Raw genomic sequence first — 18,563 nt, 5'->3', positions numbered from 1 at the left:
ACTATTTAGCAATTTTTTTTTTAAGCATGCCGAGCACCTCCATCCAAATGGCATTTCCAATCAGGTGATTGATGCCGACATAAACGACTACGAATATAAGGCTTTGGCAGATGATGAGCAGTAAATCGTGCGAAATAAGCTGAAAATATAAAGGTAGATACGCCAATACCGCAGCGAATATACTGATGAGAAACGAAGGACCGAGATCTTTCATTTGCGAGAGGAAATGATAACCATAGACCTTGCCGCTCATCACGGTTGTTGCCAAATAGATCAATATTCTTACCACAACCTGCCCGTAAACAATATATATAATACCATGTTGATAAGTCAACAACAGCGCGATTATCGCCAAGGAAAATTTAGCAATTTCCAGGCCTAGGGCGTATTTCGAACGCCCCTTAATATTTAAGAAGTTGACATTCATATCTGCAAAGGAGATAAAGAAGCCAGCAAAACATAACCATTGAAAATATTCGACAGAAGGCAGCCACTTTTCCGTCAGGAAATAACTGAAACCCGGCCTAGCGACTGCAATCGCCAAAAGGCTAACCGGCAGCAACACAAAAGCCAAAGAAGACATCGATTTCCTGCAGGCATTTAGGAATCGCGGATAATCATCTTGGATAGGCGTTAGGGTCGACAGGGTTGTGCCCTGAATGATCGCAGAAATCATCATCCCCGGTGTCTCTCCCCACTTATTCCCGGTATAATAATAGCCGGTTTCCTTAATGGAAAAATGCTTACCGATAAAAGAATAATACAAAGGCGAAAGTGCTTTCCCCATCATATTAGCAACCATAAAAGACAATGAAAAGGAGGAATGATGCTTAAGCGAGGCCATGGACACCTGCGTGCTCAACTTCCAATCGCCCCAATACCAGAGCATCGCGGTGCGAAACAAGGTATAGAGTACCGTCTGTAGCAGCAAAGCCCAAACGCCAAAGCCTGTCAAAGCCAGAACAACGACGATAATCCCGGAAAAAAAGATCGCCAATACATTGATTCTCGCGGTCACATTGAATTGGAAATTCTTCAGGATCTTCACATACTGTACAATTCCGAAAGCGTGAATCAGCAACTGCAGGAACAGCACTCGCGCATAGAGCGCAAGATTCGGAATACCATAATAATCCTCGATATAAGGCGCAAAGAAAAATAAAATCAGGTAGAAAAAAATACTGACAAATAGATTAAAAACAAACATGGTCGAATAATCCAATTCATCCACTTTTTTGGAGCGTACTAAAGAAGTGGCTAGTCCGCTATCGACAAATGCTGTGGCGATCGTCGAGAAGATCATCAAAACACCAATCACTCCAAAATCCTCTTCATTTAAAATTCGGGAAGTGATGATCGTGACGAGGGTAACAATGATCTGATTACCAAAACGATCAAGGGCATTCCAGAAAAGGCCGTTGAGGGTGATGTTTTTTGTATTATCGCTCATGAATTTTAAAACTCATCAAATTTAGGAAAGATATTTGTACAGCATATAAAAAATACCAATATACATAAGCATTGCGAGATTAACTCCATATATTTGAACAATATAGATAGTAAAACCCCTTCATGTTAGCACCGATTGCACTATTTGTTTATAACAGACCCGTTCACACTAGAAAAACACTACAGGCTTTAGAAGCCAATAGACTGGCTGATCAGTCTGAAATCTACATCTTCTCTGATGCTGCAAAGACGGCCGATGATATCGACGATGTCAACAGCGTACGCGCCATTATCCGAGAACCCTGGAAGTTTAAGCATATCTATATTATTGAACGTGGACAGAATAAAGGTCTTGCGAATTCGGTTATTGACGGAGTAACGCAGGTGGTGCAGAAACATGGGCGCATCATTGTGTTAGAAGATGACCTCGAGACTTCCCGCTTTGCGCTGACCTATTTCAATTCCGCATTGAATCAATATGCCGAGAACGAGAAAGTGATGCAAATTGCAGGCTATATGTATCCCGTTGAGAATCCTAAGTCGCTTCCTGAGTCATTCTTCTTTCGTGTAGCCAGCAGCTGGGGATGGGCAACATGGGACCGTGCGTGGAAGCATTTCAATCCGGATATCGAAGAACTGACGAAGGATTTTAAACGCCGCGACATCAAAGCCTTTAGCGTAGACCATAGCGAGAACTTTTGGAAACAGGTGAAGCAATTTAAAGCCGGAAAGATCAATTCCTGGGCAATCCGCTGGTACCTATCGGTATTTAATAAGCAGGGCTTGGTCCTCTATCCGCGCAATTCCTATATACAAAATACCGGAACTGACGGATCCGGAACCCATTCTGATGTCGATCAGGTCTATAAAGTCCAATTGGCGAAAACAACAATCCGTAAATACCCGGCCCTTGTCGAGGAAGACCCGATTGCATTCTCAGCGATTAAGCATTTCTACAAGAATAGAAAAGGAACATTTTTCGAACGCTTAGCTCGCTTCATCGAAAAGAAAATAAACCAACGGAAGGCTAAAAAAGCAATGCGCTAAAGTGTATCAGCACGTTTGAACACCAAGGTGCGTTTCGTTTTGCCGGCTAGTTCGTATCCTTTCTCATTCAGAAAGCGGTAAACTGCCGACTGGCTCAAATCCTTAATGCTCAGCTCTTCTTCCACCAACACAAAAATAGGTCTATAGCGCTCCCAGTCGTTCGACTGCAATACGATATAGTCAAATCCTTCCGCATCGATCGACAGAAAGTCAATCTCCTGTCCTTTGGGCAAATGCTTGTCCAAAACTTCCGAAAGTGGCAGCGTAGGAACAGGAATGCTCTTGACCAAATGGTATTTAGCATTCAAGCCGTCGCGCTTCTCTGAAATCTCCTGAGAAAAGCCATTTAAAGCAGGCTCATTGAAACAGTAGTAGGTCAGCTCCTGCGGACTCTCACTGATTCCGATATTCAGATTCACATCCCGACGTCGAAAAAATTGAAACCATTTCATCGCTTCCGGTGATGGCTCAATATTGATTCCGCGCCAACCTTGCTTGTAAAAAAACATCGTATTCGAAAAACGATAGGGATGATGTGCACCAACGTCTACATAGTACCCTTTGTAGCGCTTGCGTGTCTCGTAAAAACTGCGGATGAGCATATCCTCGCCCTCTTGTGAATAAGATCTGGAAAAGAAAAACTTATCGATCGGAAAGTACTTTAAAATGGTCTTTTTTAATGAGGGCATTCAGTTTACTGGTTTAACTTATTAAATAACAGCAATAAGTTACAAATAGTATCTGGAAAGATAAAGAATGGGAGAACTTTTAGTATAAATCGCGTATTACTTATTTTTTTTCAACATCTGCTCATAATACGGCGACTCCAAGGCTTCCCCTTTTAAATCCTCAAAATTCTTTAAGTACCGCTTATTCTCTTTATCCATGTTCGATTGAAAGAACACAAAAAAGCTACTCACCGCTTCATTTCCGAACGAGGCGGTAAGCTTATCAAACTCGTTCAAAAATACTTCATCAGCATTTGTATCTTGCTTATACGCTTCAATCTGCTGGTACTTCTCCTTGCTTGATGCATCCTTCTCATCCAAAGCTTTATAATATACCTGGCTCAGCTCCTTGATTTTCGAGTCCTTACGAGCAATAAAGTCATGATAAGCTTTCCAATAGGTTTCTGCAATAGCGCAGCTGCTGCACTCTCCTAATTCTAAATTCACCTTTTCCACTTCGTTCATTTCGATATCTTCAGCGCGAAGCCCCTTATCGAACGAAAACTTATAGTCTGCTTGCTCCTTCGGATTGACGTAGAAGGTCTTATTGACTAAGTACTGCGTGCCTACGCCCTGCTGAAATTCGCGGCTCCGCAGATAATGATGCGGGATATAAGTTCTCGGCCAGCGCAGCATAACGATGTACATATCCTCTGGCAAACCCGAAATCGTAACGAAATCACCTACAGGGACCACGGTATCTAATATTTCTTGCCCGGTCATATAATGAGAAAACTGGATACCAACGGAGTCCAAGTCTAAATTTTCGACCGCAAGACGTACATCAGAACCAGAAGATTGACAGGAAGTGAAAGAAATCCAAAAGAGAAAGACAAAGGGAAAAAAGCGCATCAAATAAAAATCAATAAATGGTTAAATCGCGAAAAACCTTTTTTGAACAGCTCAGCAATCTCATAGATAATTTCGCAACACAAACTTAAAAATATTTCGCAAAAATAGAAATGTGATCCGCTAATAATTTGTAGAGAGCTCGTTGAAGGTCCACTCGTATCATCATCTGCTTAGAACCCTTTCACTCCCCTTTCAAACCCAATGTATAACCCAATCAAAAGCGCTTCCAAAGGGCTTTGATTTGGGTTTGATTAAGGTATGATTTAGGACTATCCCGAAGCAGTCTATAACTTTGCCAAAATACGGTCGAAGATAATACCGCGATATTCCGTACTTTTGTGTTTTGAAATTCGGGACATCAGCATGCTTGAGAAGAAGCCAAAAATTTCCATAATCACCATTGTGTACAATAATGTTCGGGATATCCGCTATACCCTAACCTCCGTTGCTAAGCAGGACTATCCGAATATTGAATATATTATTGTGGACGGTCTATCGACGGATGGAACCTTGGATGTTATCCAGGAATTTAAGACGCATATAAGCGTTTTGATTTCGGAGAAGGACAAGGGCATCTACGATGCGATGAACAAGGGCCTGCGTGCTGCCACTGGCGATTATGTATTATTCTTGAATTCCGGCGATGAGTTGTTTGCGAGCGATACCTTGAGCAAGGTCTTCAACTCTGCGCCTGATGCAGACATCTATTATGGGGAAACAAAGCTCGTGAACGAGGATCGGGAGATTCTCGGCGACCGCCGTCATGCCTGCCCGGAGCAGTTTGACTGGAAGTCGTTTAAATATGGCATGAATGTGTGCCACCAGGCGATTTACGTCAAGCGCAGTATTGCTGAGCCCTACGACTTGCAATATAAGCTTAGCTCGGATATTGACTGGGTCATTCGTGCGGCAAAAAAGGCGAACAAGATTGTCAACGTCAAGGATTATGTAGCGAAGTATTTAGTCGGTGGGATGTCACAGCAGCGACACAAACAGAGCCTCAAAGAACGCTACGAAATCTTCAAAAAATACTACGGTTTCATTCCTAATCTTTTTAACCACGGCATTATCGCCTTGCGCTTAATGCTACATCGATTTAAAAATGGCAAAACAAGAGACTGATTTGTTCCGTCCGGAGATGCTCATTGAGCTGGCAAACACGAAGATGCCCTTTGGCAAATATCAGGGTTATCTGCTTTGCAACTTACCGGAACCCTATCTAGTGTGGTTCAAAAAGAAAGGATTCCCACCCGGAAAATTAGGGATTCAACTTGCTAGTCTGTATGAAATCAAGGTGAACGGACTGGAATATTTATTACGCCCTTTGATCAAAAAGTGATGCGTATCAATTTTTATTTTTCCTAATTACGTATCTTTGCGTATAATTTTTAACATTAAACGCCGTTTGCAGCGGTATCAATGAATATATGGCAAAATATCAAACCCTGCTGTACTATTGTTACAGCCCGATCGAGAACGCAGAACAATTCGCTGACGATCATTTAAACTTTTGTAAATCCCTTAATCTTGTAGGTCGTATTATTGTTGCTGACGAAGGCTTGAACGGTACTATTTCCGGCACGCCTGAATCGGTAAAAACCTATATGGACACGGTACACGCGGATCCTAGATTTGCAAAGACTGAATTTAAGATTGACGATGTGGAAGAACTTTCTTTCATCAAAATGCATTGTCGCTACAAAGAGGAAATTGTACACTCAGGACTTAGAGACCCTAAAGTAATCGATCCGAACAAGCAGACAGGTAAGCACCTAGAGCCTCAGGACTTCATGAAGATGAAAGATGATGAGGATGTTGTTATCTTGGATGTTCGCTCAAATTATGAGCATTCGGTGGGCAGATTTAAGAATGCTGTTACATTAGATATCGAAAACTTCCGTGAGTTTCCTGAAAAAGTAAAAGAACTGGAGCAGTATAAAGGCAAGAAGATATTGACATACTGTACTGGCGGTATCAAATGTGAAAAGGCATCTGCATTATTATTAAAAGAGGGTTTTGAGGATGTTTATCAGTTACACGGGGGTATCATCAAATATGGTAAAGAAGCTGGCGGAAAAGATTTCGAAGGCAAATGCTATGTGTTTGATAACCGCGTTACGGTAGATGTAAACTCCGTAAATCCGGAAGTAATTTCTACTTGTAGAAACTGTGGAAAGACAACTTCGAAGATGATCAATTGTGCCAATCCAGTGTGTAACGAGCACTTTACGCAGTGCGATGAGTGCGGCTGGGAGATGGACGGCTGTTGTTCAGACGAATGTAAAACACATCCTCGTAAACGCGAATATGATGGAACCGGATATTACGTAAAAGTTCCGCAACCGGTGAACATCGAAAAAATTAGTAAACGCAAGCATAAAAAACTTATTAAAAATTAAAGTTTTCTATATTTATCAAAAAAATCCATTTATCTTAATACCATAAATGGATTTTTTATTTTCTAACAATAAACCTCAAAACACTAATGGAAAGCCAAAGAGTTGACATGTTTTTAATGTCTCATAACAAGTACTTTGAATCGTATCATTTAATGGAAATCAAAGACTTACTAACAAAGGCGGACGACAGCAAATTTACCAACGTACAAATACAACAGTATAAAGATCCAACGACGGTATTGATTGTATCCTTACTAGCGGGCCCTTTAGGTATCGACCGTTTTATGATCGGAGATACAGGACTTGGAATCGGTAAACTTTTAACATGCGGCGGCTTCGGCATCTGGGCAATCATCGATTATTTCTTGATCATGGGTGCTACGAAAAGCAAGAACTTCGAAAAATTAGTACAATCATTGAGTTACTAAAAACGATATCAGCAAAGAACAAACTATACTTTACGACAGGTATAGTTTGTTTTTTCGGACTAATATGGCTTTATATCGATTATCATAGTCCGATCGGAACAACCTTATGCCCGATTAAGCATGTTACGGGTTATCCCTGTCCATCCTGCGGAACAACCCGATCTGTAAAAAGTCTGCTTGACGGCGACATCATGCAAGCCATCATGATCAATCCCTTAGGATTGCTGGTCAGCGTTCTAGCCATCGGAATAATCGTGTTGATGCTGATCGATGTTATTTTTCGAAAGGACTACTTCTTTCGCGCATACCGCTGGATCGAGCACACCTTGCAGAAGCAGCGTTTATTAAGTATCATCTTAATTCTTTTCATCCTTTTAAATTGGATATGGAATATCAAGAAAGGACTATAAACTTCTCGCCAAGAGAAATTACGGAGAATGAACGGGAGTATGCTTCCAATAGCTACCTCATGTCATTGTTTGCTCTTTTTGTGGGCTTACCCCTCCCAATTTTTAATCTTTTAGCAACGGTCATCTTCTATTTAGGGAATAGAAAGTCGACGGCCTTTGTCAAATGGCATTGTATGCAAGCGTTAATATCGCAACTGTTCATCTTTTTCTTCAATACCGTTGCATTTTGGTGGACAATACGGATTATCTTTTGGAGAGACGAGATGATGACCGACGCGGAATTCAATCGTTATTTTTCCTACCTGACAATCGTTATCCTCATCAACATCATTGAGATTATTTCAACGATTTATACTTCAATACGTACCAGAAAGGGCATTCATGTGCGTTGGTTTCTATTTGGTGATATCACAGATAATTTGTTTAAGAGATGAAGATAGTTGGAAAATTCATTTTACTTTTAGCTGGTATTGCGGCTTTATACTTTGGTCTTTCTCAGGTAAACTGGAGCAAGCTTTTCGAGTTGGACGAGAAACAAGAAAAACTGGAGAAGCGGTTGGGCAGATTGGTGGTTGATGAGTTGGAGCATACGATGACCGTGATTCGAGATGATAGTGTCAAGCAAATTGTAGATTCTATATTCAATCCCTTAGCTTCCAAAAATGGCATTTCGCGCAAGAGCTATAAAATCATGGTTGTAGAGGATTCGCAGGTCAATGCCTTTGCGCTTCCTGATCGACATATCGTACTGACCACCGGTATCATCAATTTTCTTGACAGCGCAAACTACCTTTCCGCAATACTAGCTCATGAAATGGCACATTGCGAAAAGAAACATGTGATGAAGTCGCTGATTACGCAATTCGGATTGGACTTGCTCTTATCAGGATCGGGCACCTCCGAAGTAACCAATTTTCTTACAGGCCAGGCCTTCAGCAGGAAGTTAGAACGCGAGGCCGATGAACAGGCACTGGTTTATCTAGAAGAGGCTCGTGTAGATCCGAAAAGCCTCCAGCAGGTGATGGAATTATTTGCTGTGTATCTAACAGGTGATCTTGACCTGACTTGGGCATCAACGCATCCCTCGCCGAGTGATCGCAAAGCCTATATTGAAGCTAAAATAGAAACATTGGACGCTGATGCAGGCTACCGAGCGCCGATCAAGTCGAGTACCTGGAAGAAACTACAATTGCTAATAGAAAATTATTCACCAGAAGTCGATTAATCTTGTCCCCAACGCCATTCACCGGAGATTTTTAGCGGCTCTTTCATCCCTTTGTCTTCGAGGAACTGCTTGATAGCGGTATCCGATAGTTTAATTGCCGGAATTTGGTCCGCATTCGCTAAAGCATAGAGCAATGCTGCGCTTACGCGAATGGTTTGCTCTAAGCCCCCTTTATCTACCAATCCAAAAACATCGCGGTTAGAGTGATAGTACATGCCTGCATTATTCGGCAATGCGCCACCCCTTCCTGTAGCCGTAGGAATACCTTGCAGCATAAAGGGCTGGTGATCGCTATGTAGACCTGCTGCTATGCTGTTTTCGTTTTTAAATTTATCATCAACCTCCGCATATACAGCTCCCCACTGATCAAAAAGTTGCTTCATTTCTTCTCTCGTGGTAGTAAACCCTATCGGGGCATTCACCATGTCAAGGTTTATCATATACTTGATCTGGTCAATTTTGCCCTCTTTAATTGCCTGATCCACGTAGGCTTTGGCGCCTAACAAGCCCTGCTCTTCCCCCATGAACAGCACAAGATCTATCGAACGCTTGTTTTGGAAGGCTAATTTTTTGAAAGCTCGTGCGATATCCACTACGGCAAAAGAGCCAATTCCGTTGTCGATTGCTCCTGTTGCCAAATCCCAGCTATCCAAGTGACCGCCAATAACAATCTTTTCATTCGCCAGGCTCGTCCCTGGAATATGCACCAGCACATTGCGCGCCGTTGCCGCGCCGGACTTATTCTTCATATCGATTGCCGCCACTATTGGCTGCGAAAGTAAGGTTTCTTTCCATTTCATCCCATCTTCAAAACCGATGCAAACAGCCGGAATATTAATCAACTTACCGGTGATCGATGCTGTACCGGTTAAAAGCACATTGCCTTTTACGCTGTTGATAAAGATAATGCCCGCAGCTCCGTATTTCTCGGCAAGTGCGGTTTTTTCCGATCGGTGCAGATTCTTTAGGCCTTGACCTGAATTCGGCAGGATATGCAGAAATACCAAAGCGATTTTATCTTTTACCTTTTCGCCCACATGCTGATAATCGGCTTCTAGGCCATTCCCAAGGTCGACAAGCTCGGCCTCAACCTTTGCGCGAACGGGAGAATGTGCTAGGGAAACTGATGGCACCTCCTGCTTATTGAACCGCAGCTTTAATGACTTTCTGGACCATGCCTCCGCGGAAAAAGGCTGATAGGATACTTGATAGCCATAAGACTTCAAAAGATCATGCACATAGGTCTCTGCCTTCTTTCCGTTTTTAGAACCGGTGAGGCGGTGTCCAATCTTTTCCGTGCTATATTTTAGTCTGTCGTATGCTTCCGAATGTTGATTGATATCCTGGTATATTTTTTCAAAATTATCTTTCAACGCCTGCTGCGCAAATGCAAATTGGCTTAAAAATAATAGGCTGATTAGGTAGATTCTTTTCATAATAGAATGAAATTACAAATTCTTAGGGAAAATGGCGAGCGGATGGAGTGCTTGGGTTTAAATATCCCTAGCTATCCTAAATAGATGGGCTGTAAATAAGATCTAAAACGTAGAGCCCTTTGACTAAAGGGCTCTCGAAAGAAAATTCGAACAATATTATCCCATTAATAATGAGCAATAATATCATCCATCTGTGCAGAAATAGTTTTTAATCGGGTTCTATCCCCGCCCGGTATTTCTACGGTTATCCATTGTCCTTTGTAATTCACCTCGCGTACTTTCTTCATGACGGTCGCCCAATCGATATCGCCTTTGGTCAATTCTACGTTAAATCCCTTCCATAGGCCTTCGTTGTTCATCTTCTCGCGGCTGAACTCTTTGATATGCAATTTGAAGATACGCTTGTCGAGTACTTCGATCCAGTGTTCCGGCCAGCCGTAGCGAAGGACATTGCCGATATCAAAATACCAGCCGACTAAGGGGTGGTTTATTTCATCGACAAAGCGTGCAGCTTCAATCGGGCTCAGAATAAAGTTGTTCCAAACGTTTTCCAATCCTATTTTCATACCGGTCTTCTCGGCGGCAGGGATTAATTTACGAACGGAATCCAGCGCATTATCGTAAGCAGTTTTATAGGATACTTTCTCGTTCACAACACCCGGCACGACCAGTACAGTGTCACCGCCTAGCTCTTTCACCTCTTGCAATGACTTCGTGCAGGAGTCGATGATAAACTTGCGCACTTCGGGATCAGGATCCGAAAGTGGTTTTGACCAATGGTCTTTATTGACCAAAGTAGGTATTTCGATGCCGGAGGCTGCTTTTGCTTTCAATAGATCTTTGATTGAATGGGCAACCGGGCTATTGAATTCAATGCCATCAAAGCCTAAATCTTTAACCAGTTTGAATTTATCGACCAAGGGAATTTCCTCCTTAATCATATCAAAGCCTATCCCCTTTTTAAGCTTTCCCTGTACCGCGGCCTTCGGGAAGCCGAAATTGGCTGCTGCTTGTAGTTGGGGTGCAACGATTGAAGACCCGGCTAGTATGGCTGCAGATTTTAAGAAATTCTTTCTGTTCATAGTTTAGATTTTAATGTTTACACCGGGAATCGCAATCGGTAAATCGTACTTCATGTCCCATGAGAACTCCGCCGGACTATAGGTCTCGTTAGACGCTAATGCGGCGTCTAGCGTCACTGTTTGCCCGGAATACGCTGCCATTCGTCCGGCTAATGCTACTAAATTAGATTTTACCATCCATTCTCCATCATTTTTTGGTTTATTTTTTCTGATGGATTCGAAGAGCTCATCATGTTCTTGTTGGTACATGCTTCGCGAGTTGGATTTCTTATAAGCATTCTCGTCCGTAAACTTCGTTTCATCATCATACTTCCACGGCGATTTTCCGGTGATACTGTGCACACCAGTACGGCAGTCGACAAGGCATTTCCCTTGATCGCCGACCAATTCCACCATGTAAGACGGTGCTGTGTCGCTTTGCTGTCTGGATGAGAAATAAGATTTGGAGCCGTTTGGATATTCATAAACTAAAGCGAAGTGGTCATAGATATTGCCAAACTTCGGATCGGTTCTTTTTTGGCGCCCACCGGAACCTGTCACTTGGATAGGCAGCTGATCGCCCATTGCCCATTGCAGCATATCGATACTGTGGATTGCCTGTTCAATGATATGGTCGCCGGAAAGCCAGTTGTAGTACAGCCAATTTCGTAGCTGGTATTCAAAATCTGTCCATTCTGGTTTTCGCTCTTTATACCATAATTCACCGGTGTTATAGGTGCTTTCGGAAGCTAAGACATTCCCGATCTGTCCATTCAATACTCTGTTGAACGTTTCCCGCTTCGGCAGGTGATATCGCCAACAGAATCCTGCCACTAGGGCTAGGTTCTTTTCTTTGGACTTTTGTGATGCCGCAATAACGCGGCGCAGACCAGGTGCATCGACTGCGAACGGTTTTTCACAGAAGATATGCTTTCCAGCATTGACAGAAGCCTCTAGATGGCTTGGTCGGAAGGCCGGTGGAGCAGCTAATAACACCACATCAACATCCGTCGCCAAAAGCTTCTGATAAGCATCTAGACCTACAAACTGATTGTTTTTTGAAACCTGCACTTTCTTGCCCATCTTCTCTGTAAGTGTCTTATGCGACTCGTCTAGGTGATCCTGAAAAGCATCAGCCATCGCATAGAGAATGACGTTGGGATCTGCGTTGAGGGCTTCCATGGCAGCGGCCGTTCCACGACCACCGCAACCTATAAGTCCTACCTTCAATGTCTTATTATTTAGCGACCATACACGTTCTGAAGCAATCCCGGATTGGTTCAGTAAGATGCCAGACATGGTCGTAAGGCCTGCTGCTTTGATAAATTTCCTTCTTGAAAAAGTCATAGTTGTTAGGTTTTAATGTTGATTAAGGATTTTGTTTCAAATTGCTATTTCTATTGATCTCTGCCTGCGGAACATAAAATACAACGCGTGGATCCGTAGGTAAAACCTTTTGCGTGATATTCGTTGTTGGGGTATTATTCAAGGAGTGCGTTCCTGGATAATTTCTTTCCATCGGCATATTATTTCTGAACAAGTCATATGCACGGTGGCCTTCGAAAGCTAACTCTAGATATCTTTCTTCCATTACGGCTTCAAGAACAGACATTCCCGCAGTTTGCAGATTGCTTGTCGTGCGCAATGCAGCGCCTGTCAGTCCGGCACGCTGACGCAATAAATTAACATCGGCAAGTGCTGCCGCTGTATTTCCGGACTTCGCTTGTGCTTCTGCACGAATCAGATATATTTCTGCCAGACGCAGGAAGATCGGCGAGCTAAGATTGATCTGCCCTTCTTGTAAAGCGTACTTATTGACATAATACATCGGAGTAACCGGAGTTAACTTCTGATTGTATTGCAGTTTTCCATCCAATAAATAAGGGGTGATAAATGAGTTCCTTAAGTCGTTCGGATAGGTTTGAACCAGATCATAATATTTTTTGGAAGCATAGATCTCCGCCCATCCGCTGACGCCTTGTCCAAGCGGATTTCCTGCGACATCGCCACTGAAATACATGGAATTGATAGAGCTCATGCCTCTATCTTCCACTTTGGTATGGCGGATACAAAAGATCGTTTCCCTGTTATTATCCGGCGAGCTCTTGAAAAACCCTTGATATTCCGAACCTTCGAGGAGCGAATAGCGACCGGAGTTGATGACTAGATTGGCATATTTGATGGCATTCGCATTGTCTTCCATATAGAGATAAACACGCGATAGCAATGCGTAGGCAACCTCTTTAGACGCAAAGGAATTGCTTTTGTCTTCAGACATTAATTCTGCAGCTTTCAATAGGTCTGCAAGAACGAAGTTGTACACCTCTTTCACCGAGCTGCGCGTTAAGACAGCGGTTTCTTCGTCTGTCAATCCTTCTCTTAAAATCGGAACACCCATATTCTCACCTTTTCCTTGCGGATAGGGACGTCCGAATACACGCACGAGATAAAAGTGAACCATTGCACGTAGGTATAGATTTTCGCCTTTTAGTTGAAGGAGACCGGCAGAAGCGTCATCTGGGACGAATTCGATTACTTTGTTCGCCGCAGCAACTATCTTATAGGATTGCGACCAGAAGTTGGTTGCATGGCCGGAGGTATTGATATGGTTATAGCGATACGCACGTGTTAAGTCGTCGCCGGAGGATTGTCCCTGCGCAACGGCATCACCCGGGTATTCCATCAGGAAGTGACCGCTACGGATATAGGCTTCGCTTTTTAGTAAGGCATAACTACCGATAGTAGCCGTTGCGACATCGGCCTCATTGGTCAAGGCAGCCTCTTCATCGATGTATTCGGTTGGGTCGTAGTATTTCTCACAGGAGAACAGCAGCGTAAAGCATGCAATGAGTGTTATCGAGCGATATAATGATGCTAATTTCATTTCTCTAAGTTTAAAAGGTTAAGTTTAGACCAAAAAGGAATCGTCTTGTTACCGGATATTTGAAGCTCGACATACCTGAGCTTAAATCTACCTGGCTAAGGGAAACTTCAGGATCTGGTCCCGAAAAATTGGTTAATGTCCATACATTGTCCGCACTTACGAAAACATGTAGTTTGGATAAACGCATCTTGGAGATTACGGATTGCGGTAGGTTATACCCTAGCTTGATATTTCTTAGGCGCAGGTAACTACCGTCTTCCAAGTAACGTGACGAGGACTGATTCGACTCCTTATTTCCGCCGACAATTGGTTTCGGATGTGTTGCATTATCACCTGGTTTTTCCCAACGTGTCCAACCATCAGGCAATACCATCGAGTTGAACGCCTCGTACAGACCATCATTATCAAAATACGCACGGGTATCATTGTAAACATAGTTGCCATAGACAAAGTTGAAGAATGCCGAGAAGGTAAAATCCTTATAGGTTAACGCATTGTTCATACCTCCGGTAAACTTTGGTGCTGCGGAGGTTCCTGTGAACTGACGAGAGTCTGAGGACGCTGCTTCGCTGTATTTGTTGGTTGTTGTTTTGGTTTGATTGCCATTGCCATCAACGGTAATCTTTTCCCAAAGAGGATCTCCGTTCTCTGGATCCACACCCGCCCAAATTGGGAAGTTATAGGCATCCATATCGTAGCCTACTGCAATTGGTTGTCTCGCTCCTGGGTTGAATACCTCAGCGCCATCGCTTAACTCCAATACTTTATTTCTGTTGAATGCCATATTGAAGTTGGTTTCCCAAGTGAAGTCCTCTTTCTTGATATTTTGAGAAAGGATACTGAACTCAAGACCTCTATTGCGTACCGAACCTGCATTTACCCATACATAGCTATAGCCTGTTGTTGCTGCAAGGGGCTTTCTATACAAGAGCTCACTTGCTTTCTTCTCATACACGTCCAAGCTTACTGAAATACGGTTCCATAGGGAGAAGTCGGCTCCGATATTTGCGGACTCGATCTTTTCCCAGCTCAGATCTGGATTACCCTTTTGATATGGTGCTGCTCCCGGAAGACCGGAGTAGCTAGCCTCCTGCGTGATGCTGTATAGACCACGCGCACCGAAATTCGAGATACCATCGGCATTACCCACCGTTCCGTAAGATCCTCTGATCTTTGCGAAGGTGATTGCCGGGTGATTTTTCAAGAATTCTTCATTAGTTAATATCCAGGAAGCACCCAATTGATAGAAGTTAGCGGTGGAGTTATTTCTACCGAATTTCGAAGAGAACTCATTGACAAAGGAACCGATCAAGAAGTAGCGATCATTAAAGTTGTAATCTGCTTGTGCCAGGTACTTTCTGAAGCCTACTTGATCTCTTGCGCCGCTAGGGTTCTGCAGAACTCCTGTAGCAACAGACATCACGTCTTTGCCTGCAGGAAGTCCTTTTCCGGAGGTGTTACCCCAAGCTGAAGTGGTAGTTTCTACTTCGGCTGCACCTAATAGAACGAGGTTATGCAATCCGAATTGTTCCGCATAGCGAACGCGGTTGGAAGTCAGGTATCTTCTGTACTCGTCTGTTCCGTTATAGAGCTCGCCAATATTTGCACCGCCTTGTTTGGTTCTGCGATCGTAGTAAGTTGCAGAAGATCCATTGCCAAGCTGAATACGGTTATAGCTGGATAGCGTTAGCTTGCTGGTAACATTATAATCTAAATTTAGGTCTCCACTTACTTCCCAGTTTTTCGAGCGATTGTAATTGTATTGCAGGGAATGTAGGAAGTTTTCTTTCTCACGGCCTGTCCAGCCTTCATAGAAACGACCATCGATTGGATTTCCATCCGCATCGAATGCCGGGTCAAATGGCAATCCCGTATAGGCGTCATACATGGTATTGCTGTTTTCCAGCTCGTTCTTATTGACCAATCCATTGACATATACCGCTGCTTTGAAACGATCGGTAATCTGTACGTTCAGATTGTTACGGAAGTTATAGCCCGTATTGCCGGTACCTTGAAGTGTTCCCAGTTCTTTGTAGAAAACACCGGAAGTATAGTATTGCACTTTTTCCGATCCGCCAGAGATCGAAAGGTTATGGTTATTGACATAACTGGTTCGGAAAGCTAGATCCCACCAGTTGGTATTATTCTCTAGTAACTTGGCATCGCGGTTATAGAAGGTGTTTTGGAAGTCGTATAATTCCTGAGAGTTCATCAAGCGGAAGCTTCCTGTCGTTGCTTTTCCCATCCCGAAGGAGTTATTGAACTCTACTTTGGTCTGCCCCGGCTTTCCGGTCTTGGTGTTGATGATGATAACTCCGTTCGCCGCTCTGGAACCATAGAGGCCTGTAGCAGCAACATCCTTCAATATAGATACAGATTCGATATCCGCCGGGTTATAGCTACCTCCGATATTTCCATCGACTACTGTCAATGGCGAGGTACTTGCTGATATGGTACCTGCGCCACGAATGAGCACGCGAGGAGGGCTAGAAGGGTCTCCAGATGCCGTAGAAACGACTACCCCCGGCGCTTTACCTTGTAGCATGCTTGGAAGATCATTAGCAGTAACGTCTTTTAGTTTTTCTGCTGATATGGTGCTTACCGAGCTCGATAAGTAACGAACTCTTTGGGTGGAATACCCCACGACAACAACTTCGTCGAGGTTGTCAACTTGTCCTACCAATGTAGCATCCACTGTTGCTTGCCCATTGATCGGGAGTTCTTGGCTGTTATAGCCCATTGCTGAAAACACGAGTACCTGCGCGGCAGCCGGAAGGGTAAGACTGTAATTACCATCGTTGTCTGTGGAAGTACCAACGTTGGTTCCTTTCACAGTCACCGTTACGCCACTGAGCGGAGCTCCTTGATCATCAGTCACTTTACCCGTTACTGTACTTTGTTGCTTTGCACTAGTTGCTCGGATACTGTTAGTGGTAGGCTTCGAATTTGCATTCGCTTCTTTGATAACAACAGTATTGTTATTGATCTCAAAGGTGAGATGGGTTTCGGATAACACCTGCTTTAACGCGTTCTTGTAATATACATTCGTTACATCAATGGTCACCTTTTTATTTGCGCGGTTGACCAGGGTGTTGTTGTATAGAAGCTCTAAGCCTGTTTGCTGTTGGATTTCATCCAATACTTTTTGCAGGTTAGCATTTTTAAATCTTAAGGAAACATTCTGCGCATAGCTTGCTGCAAATGTTTGCACGAACATTAAACATACGATAAAAACAATAAGTTTAACGGTCATAATGCCTCGGATCAGCTTGCGCCGATCAAAAAGCGTCGTTTTAGGGTTGAGTTTTCTCATTGGTTAATAGATAGGGTTATAAGTTTAATTGATTGAATGCGATAAACGGCCCCTTAAGCGATAGGCTCAGGGCTACTTAGAATTTAAAATTTACGTTCCTTTGCTAACGATGATCCTCCTGTCTTTAATTTGAAATTTATAATTCGATATCTTTTCTAGGTTCTGAAACAACTCGGATAACTGGCGCGTGCGCTTGACCGTCCCACTAAAGCGGTCGGTGGTTTTGTCGGATATTTCAATCTCTTCGATGTCATACCAGGTTTGAAGCTTTTCCATAACGGTGTATATATCCTCATCGGCAAATTTGAATAAGCCTTCTTTCCATGCCATTTCATTGGCGATATTCACATGTGCCGTATCGATTTTGCCGTCGTTCAGATGGGACGCCGACTGCATCCCGGGCGTCATGTGCATCTCCTGCTGTTTAGTTTTTACCAATACCGATCCTTCCTCCAAGGTGGTTACTACCTGCTGCTTTTTTTCATCGGTAACAACATTGAAGGAGGTGCCTAAGACGTTGATTTGTGTCTCATTGGCATTCACGATAAAAGGACGCTTCTTGTTATGACTCACTTGAAAGTACGCCTCACCTTTTAAGGAAACGCGACGTTCTGCTTGCGTGAATGCATTGCTGTAACTCAATTGGCTCGCCGAATTGAGCAATACTTGGGTGCCATCCGATAAGATAATGTGCGAGACAACGCCTTTGGGAGAACGAAAGGTTTGTTTCAGATTAGGGGCATTGCTTACTGCACTGATCTTAAACTGCAGTTCTTTATTGGCAGTTTTGAGTACCTCAATGCCTCTACTTCGAAGAACCGCTGAATCAGCATCCAGCAGTGAAAGAACCTCACCATCTTCGAATAAGATCGTTGCAGCATTTGTTGAAGGAAGCGAGATGTCGTATTTCTTTGCGGAAGGTGTGCTCGTATCAGTAGCCGTGCTATTCCACAAGACAGGGATAATAAAACAAAGACCTAGAAAACAGGCGGCAACCAGAAACCACTTCTTGGGATTGAGGAACTTGATAATATTCGATTTAAGCCCTTCTGCGCGCGTCGGCTTCTCAGGCTCACGCTCATCCCCCTCGCGTAGTGATAGTTCTTCTGCGCGCTTCATATTAAGGTTTAAGAGCACTCTGTCGAGTATCTCTTGATGTTTATTCTGCGGAGGACTAATCTCCTCTGTCGTTAGCTCCTGAAGGATACGTTGCTTTAGCGTTTCGTCCTCTTCACGCTGAAGGCTATCCAGAATAATCTGTAAATCTTCTCGCGTAGAGTGACCAGCAAGATACCTGTCAAAAGCGATTTGGATATCGGATTTCGGCATTG

General features: G+C 43.3%; 17 protein-coding genes. 8 read left to right on the top strand and 9 right to left on the bottom strand.

Annotated elements, in window-relative coordinates:
- Position 1: 1 nt before the first annotated feature.
- Complete coding sequence (locus B2400_RS09910; RefSeq protein WP_293933038.1) at positions 2 to 1,450, bottom strand: lipopolysaccharide biosynthesis protein; 1,449 nt, start codon at positions 1,448 to 1,450, stop codon at positions 2 to 4.
- 122 nt (positions 1,451 to 1,572) lie between these two features.
- On the opposite strand from B2400_RS09910, the gene B2400_RS09905 reads away from it, so the two are divergent.
- Positions 1,573 to 2,496 carry a sugar transferase gene (locus B2400_RS09905; protein ID WP_293933036.1) on the top strand — a complete coding sequence of 308 codons (924 nt, stop codon included), beginning with the start codon at positions 1,573 to 1,575 and terminating at the stop codon, positions 2,494 to 2,496.
- Here the strand turns inward: B2400_RS09905 and B2400_RS09900 are convergent.
- Together B2400_RS09900 and B2400_RS09895 are read right to left on the bottom strand one after the other, a co-directional pair.
- Complete coding sequence (locus tag B2400_RS09900; RefSeq protein WP_223110835.1) at positions 2,493 to 3,185, bottom strand: FkbM family methyltransferase; 693 nt, start codon at positions 3,183 to 3,185, stop codon at positions 2,493 to 2,495. The two genes, B2400_RS09905 and B2400_RS09900, sit on opposite strands and share 4 nt — an antisense overlap.
- 96 nt (positions 3,186 to 3,281) lie before the next feature.
- Positions 3,282 to 3,947 carry a hypothetical protein gene (locus B2400_RS09895; protein WP_293933033.1) on the bottom strand — a complete coding sequence of 222 codons (666 nt, stop codon included), beginning with the start codon at positions 3,945 to 3,947 and terminating at the stop codon, positions 3,282 to 3,284.
- 492 nt (positions 3,948 to 4,439) lie between these two features.
- On the opposite strand from B2400_RS09895, the gene B2400_RS09890 reads away from it, so the two are divergent.
- The 7 genes from B2400_RS09890 to B2400_RS09860 all read left to right on the top strand — a co-directional run bounded on the left by B2400_RS09890 (position 4,440) and on the right by B2400_RS09860 (position 8,538).
- Entirely contained in the window at positions 4,440 to 5,198 is a 759-nt protein-coding gene (locus B2400_RS09890; RefSeq protein WP_293933031.1) for a glycosyltransferase family 2 protein, read from the top strand.
- Positions 5,179 to 5,415, top strand: a complete 237-nt coding sequence (locus tag B2400_RS09885; protein ID WP_187773904.1) for a DUF3820 family protein — start codon at positions 5,179 to 5,181, stop codon at positions 5,413 to 5,415. The genes B2400_RS09890 and B2400_RS09885 overlap by 20 nt, the downstream gene beginning before the upstream one ends.
- 88 nt (positions 5,416 to 5,503) lie before the next feature.
- Positions 5,504 to 6,475, top strand: a complete 972-nt coding sequence (locus B2400_RS09880) for a rhodanese-related sulfurtransferase (protein WP_149527329.1) — start codon at positions 5,504 to 5,506, stop codon at positions 6,473 to 6,475.
- An 86-nt stretch (positions 6,476 to 6,561) separates the two neighbouring features.
- Positions 6,562 to 6,903: a TM2 domain-containing protein gene (locus B2400_RS09875; protein WP_149527330.1), complete on the top strand. Its 342-nt coding sequence runs from the start codon at positions 6,562 to 6,564 to the stop codon at positions 6,901 to 6,903.
- A complete protein-coding gene (locus tag B2400_RS09870) occupies positions 6,801 to 7,313 on the top strand; it encodes a DUF2752 domain-containing protein (protein WP_293933028.1) in 513 nt (170 codons plus the stop codon). The genes B2400_RS09875 and B2400_RS09870 overlap by 103 nt, the downstream gene beginning before the upstream one ends.
- Positions 7,289 to 7,747 carry a DUF4870 domain-containing protein gene (locus B2400_RS09865; protein ID WP_293933027.1) on the top strand — a complete coding sequence of 153 codons (459 nt, stop codon included), beginning with the start codon at positions 7,289 to 7,291 and terminating at the stop codon, positions 7,745 to 7,747. Before B2400_RS09870 ends, B2400_RS09865 begins: the two co-directional genes overlap by 25 nt.
- Positions 7,744 to 8,538, top strand: coding sequence for a M48 family metallopeptidase (locus B2400_RS09860; protein WP_293933025.1), 795 nt, complete (start codon positions 7,744 to 7,746; stop codon positions 8,536 to 8,538). The genes B2400_RS09865 and B2400_RS09860 overlap by 4 nt, the downstream gene beginning before the upstream one ends.
- On the opposite strand, the gene B2400_RS09855 is transcribed toward B2400_RS09860, so the two are convergent.
- The 6 genes from B2400_RS09855 to B2400_RS09830 all read right to left on the bottom strand — a co-directional run bounded on the left by B2400_RS09855 (position 8,535) and on the right by B2400_RS09830 (position 18,561).
- Positions 8,535 to 9,974: a M28 family peptidase gene (locus tag B2400_RS09855; protein WP_293933023.1), complete on the bottom strand. Its 1,440-nt coding sequence runs from the start codon at positions 9,972 to 9,974 to the stop codon at positions 8,535 to 8,537. The genes B2400_RS09860 and B2400_RS09855 overlap by 4 nt on opposite strands.
- Positions 9,975 to 10,138: 164 nt before the next feature.
- Positions 10,139 to 11,056 (bottom strand): sugar phosphate isomerase/epimerase family protein, encoded by a 918-nt coding sequence (locus B2400_RS09850; protein WP_293933022.1) that lies wholly within the window; start codon positions 11,054 to 11,056, stop codon positions 10,139 to 10,141.
- Between the two features lie 3 nt (positions 11,057 to 11,059).
- Positions 11,060 to 12,382 (bottom strand): Gfo/Idh/MocA family protein, encoded by a 1,323-nt coding sequence (locus tag B2400_RS09845; protein ID WP_149527336.1) that lies wholly within the window; start codon positions 12,380 to 12,382, stop codon positions 11,060 to 11,062.
- Positions 12,383 to 12,404: 22 nt separating this feature from the next.
- Positions 12,405 to 13,919: a RagB/SusD family nutrient uptake outer membrane protein gene (locus B2400_RS09840; RefSeq protein WP_286651154.1), complete on the bottom strand. Its 1,515-nt coding sequence runs from the start codon at positions 13,917 to 13,919 to the stop codon at positions 12,405 to 12,407.
- Positions 13,920 to 13,929: 10 nt separating this feature from the next.
- Positions 13,930 to 17,232, bottom strand: coding sequence for a SusC/RagA family TonB-linked outer membrane protein (locus B2400_RS09835; RefSeq protein WP_293933018.1), 3,303 nt, complete (start codon positions 17,230 to 17,232; stop codon positions 13,930 to 13,932).
- A gap of 90 nt (positions 17,233 to 17,322) precedes the next feature.
- Positions 17,323 to 18,561, bottom strand: a complete 1,239-nt coding sequence (locus tag B2400_RS09830) for a FecR family protein (protein ID WP_293933016.1) — start codon at positions 18,559 to 18,561, stop codon at positions 17,323 to 17,325.
- Positions 18,562 to 18,563: the final 2 nt, after the last annotated feature.

The organism is Sphingobacterium sp. UBA6645, assembly GCF_002455685.1.
Classification (GTDB): Bacteria; Bacteroidota; Bacteroidia; order Sphingobacteriales; family Sphingobacteriaceae; genus Sphingobacterium; species Sphingobacterium hotanense.
Note: the sequence above shows the minus strand (reverse complement) of the source record. Positions and strands in the feature narration are given on the sequence as shown.

Coding starts and splice junctions, on each gene's coding strand:
- B2400_RS09865 (WP_293933027.1), top strand. CDS start 7,289: ATGGAATATCAAGAAAGGACTATAAACTTCTCGCCAAGAGAAATTACG.
- B2400_RS09885 (WP_187773904.1), top strand. CDS start 5,179: ATGGCAAAACAAGAGACTGATTTGTTCCGTCCGGAGATGCTCATTGAG.
- B2400_RS09870 (WP_293933028.1), top strand. CDS start 6,801: ATGCGGCGGCTTCGGCATCTGGGCAATCATCGATTATTTCTTGATCAT.
- B2400_RS09835 (WP_293933018.1), bottom strand. CDS start 17,232: ATGAGAAAACTCAACCCTAAAACGACGCTTTTTGATCGGCGCAAGCTG.
- B2400_RS09895 (WP_293933033.1), bottom strand. CDS start 3,947: ATGACCGGGCAAGAAATATTAGATACCGTGGTCCCTGTAGGTGATTTC.
- B2400_RS09855 (WP_293933023.1), bottom strand. CDS start 9,974: ATGAAAAGAATCTACCTAATCAGCCTATTATTTTTAAGCCAATTTGCA.
- B2400_RS09860 (WP_293933025.1), top strand. CDS start 7,744: ATGAAGATAGTTGGAAAATTCATTTTACTTTTAGCTGGTATTGCGGCT.
- B2400_RS09840 (WP_286651154.1), bottom strand. CDS start 13,919: ATGAAATTAGCATCATTATATCGCTCGATAACACTCATTGCATGCTTT.
- B2400_RS09880 (WP_149527329.1), top strand. CDS start 5,504: ATGGCAAAATATCAAACCCTGCTGTACTATTGTTACAGCCCGATCGAG.
- B2400_RS09875 (WP_149527330.1), top strand. CDS start 6,562: ATGGAAAGCCAAAGAGTTGACATGTTTTTAATGTCTCATAACAAGTAC.
- B2400_RS09850 (WP_293933022.1), bottom strand. CDS start 11,056: ATGAACAGAAAGAATTTCTTAAAATCTGCAGCCATACTAGCCGGGTCT.
- B2400_RS09890 (WP_293933031.1), top strand. CDS start 4,440: ATGCTTGAGAAGAAGCCAAAAATTTCCATAATCACCATTGTGTACAAT.
- B2400_RS09900 (WP_223110835.1), bottom strand. CDS start 3,185: ATGCCCTCATTAAAAAAGACCATTTTAAAGTACTTTCCGATCGATAAG.
- B2400_RS09845 (WP_149527336.1), bottom strand. CDS start 12,382: ATGACTTTTTCAAGAAGGAAATTTATCAAAGCAGCAGGCCTTACGACC.
- B2400_RS09830 (WP_293933016.1), bottom strand. CDS start 18,561: ATGCCGAAATCCGATATCCAAATCGCTTTTGACAGGTATCTTGCTGGT.
- B2400_RS09910 (WP_293933038.1), bottom strand. CDS start 1,450: ATGAGCGATAATACAAAAAACATCACCCTCAACGGCCTTTTCTGGAAT.
- B2400_RS09905 (WP_293933036.1), top strand. CDS start 1,573: ATGTTAGCACCGATTGCACTATTTGTTTATAACAGACCCGTTCACACT.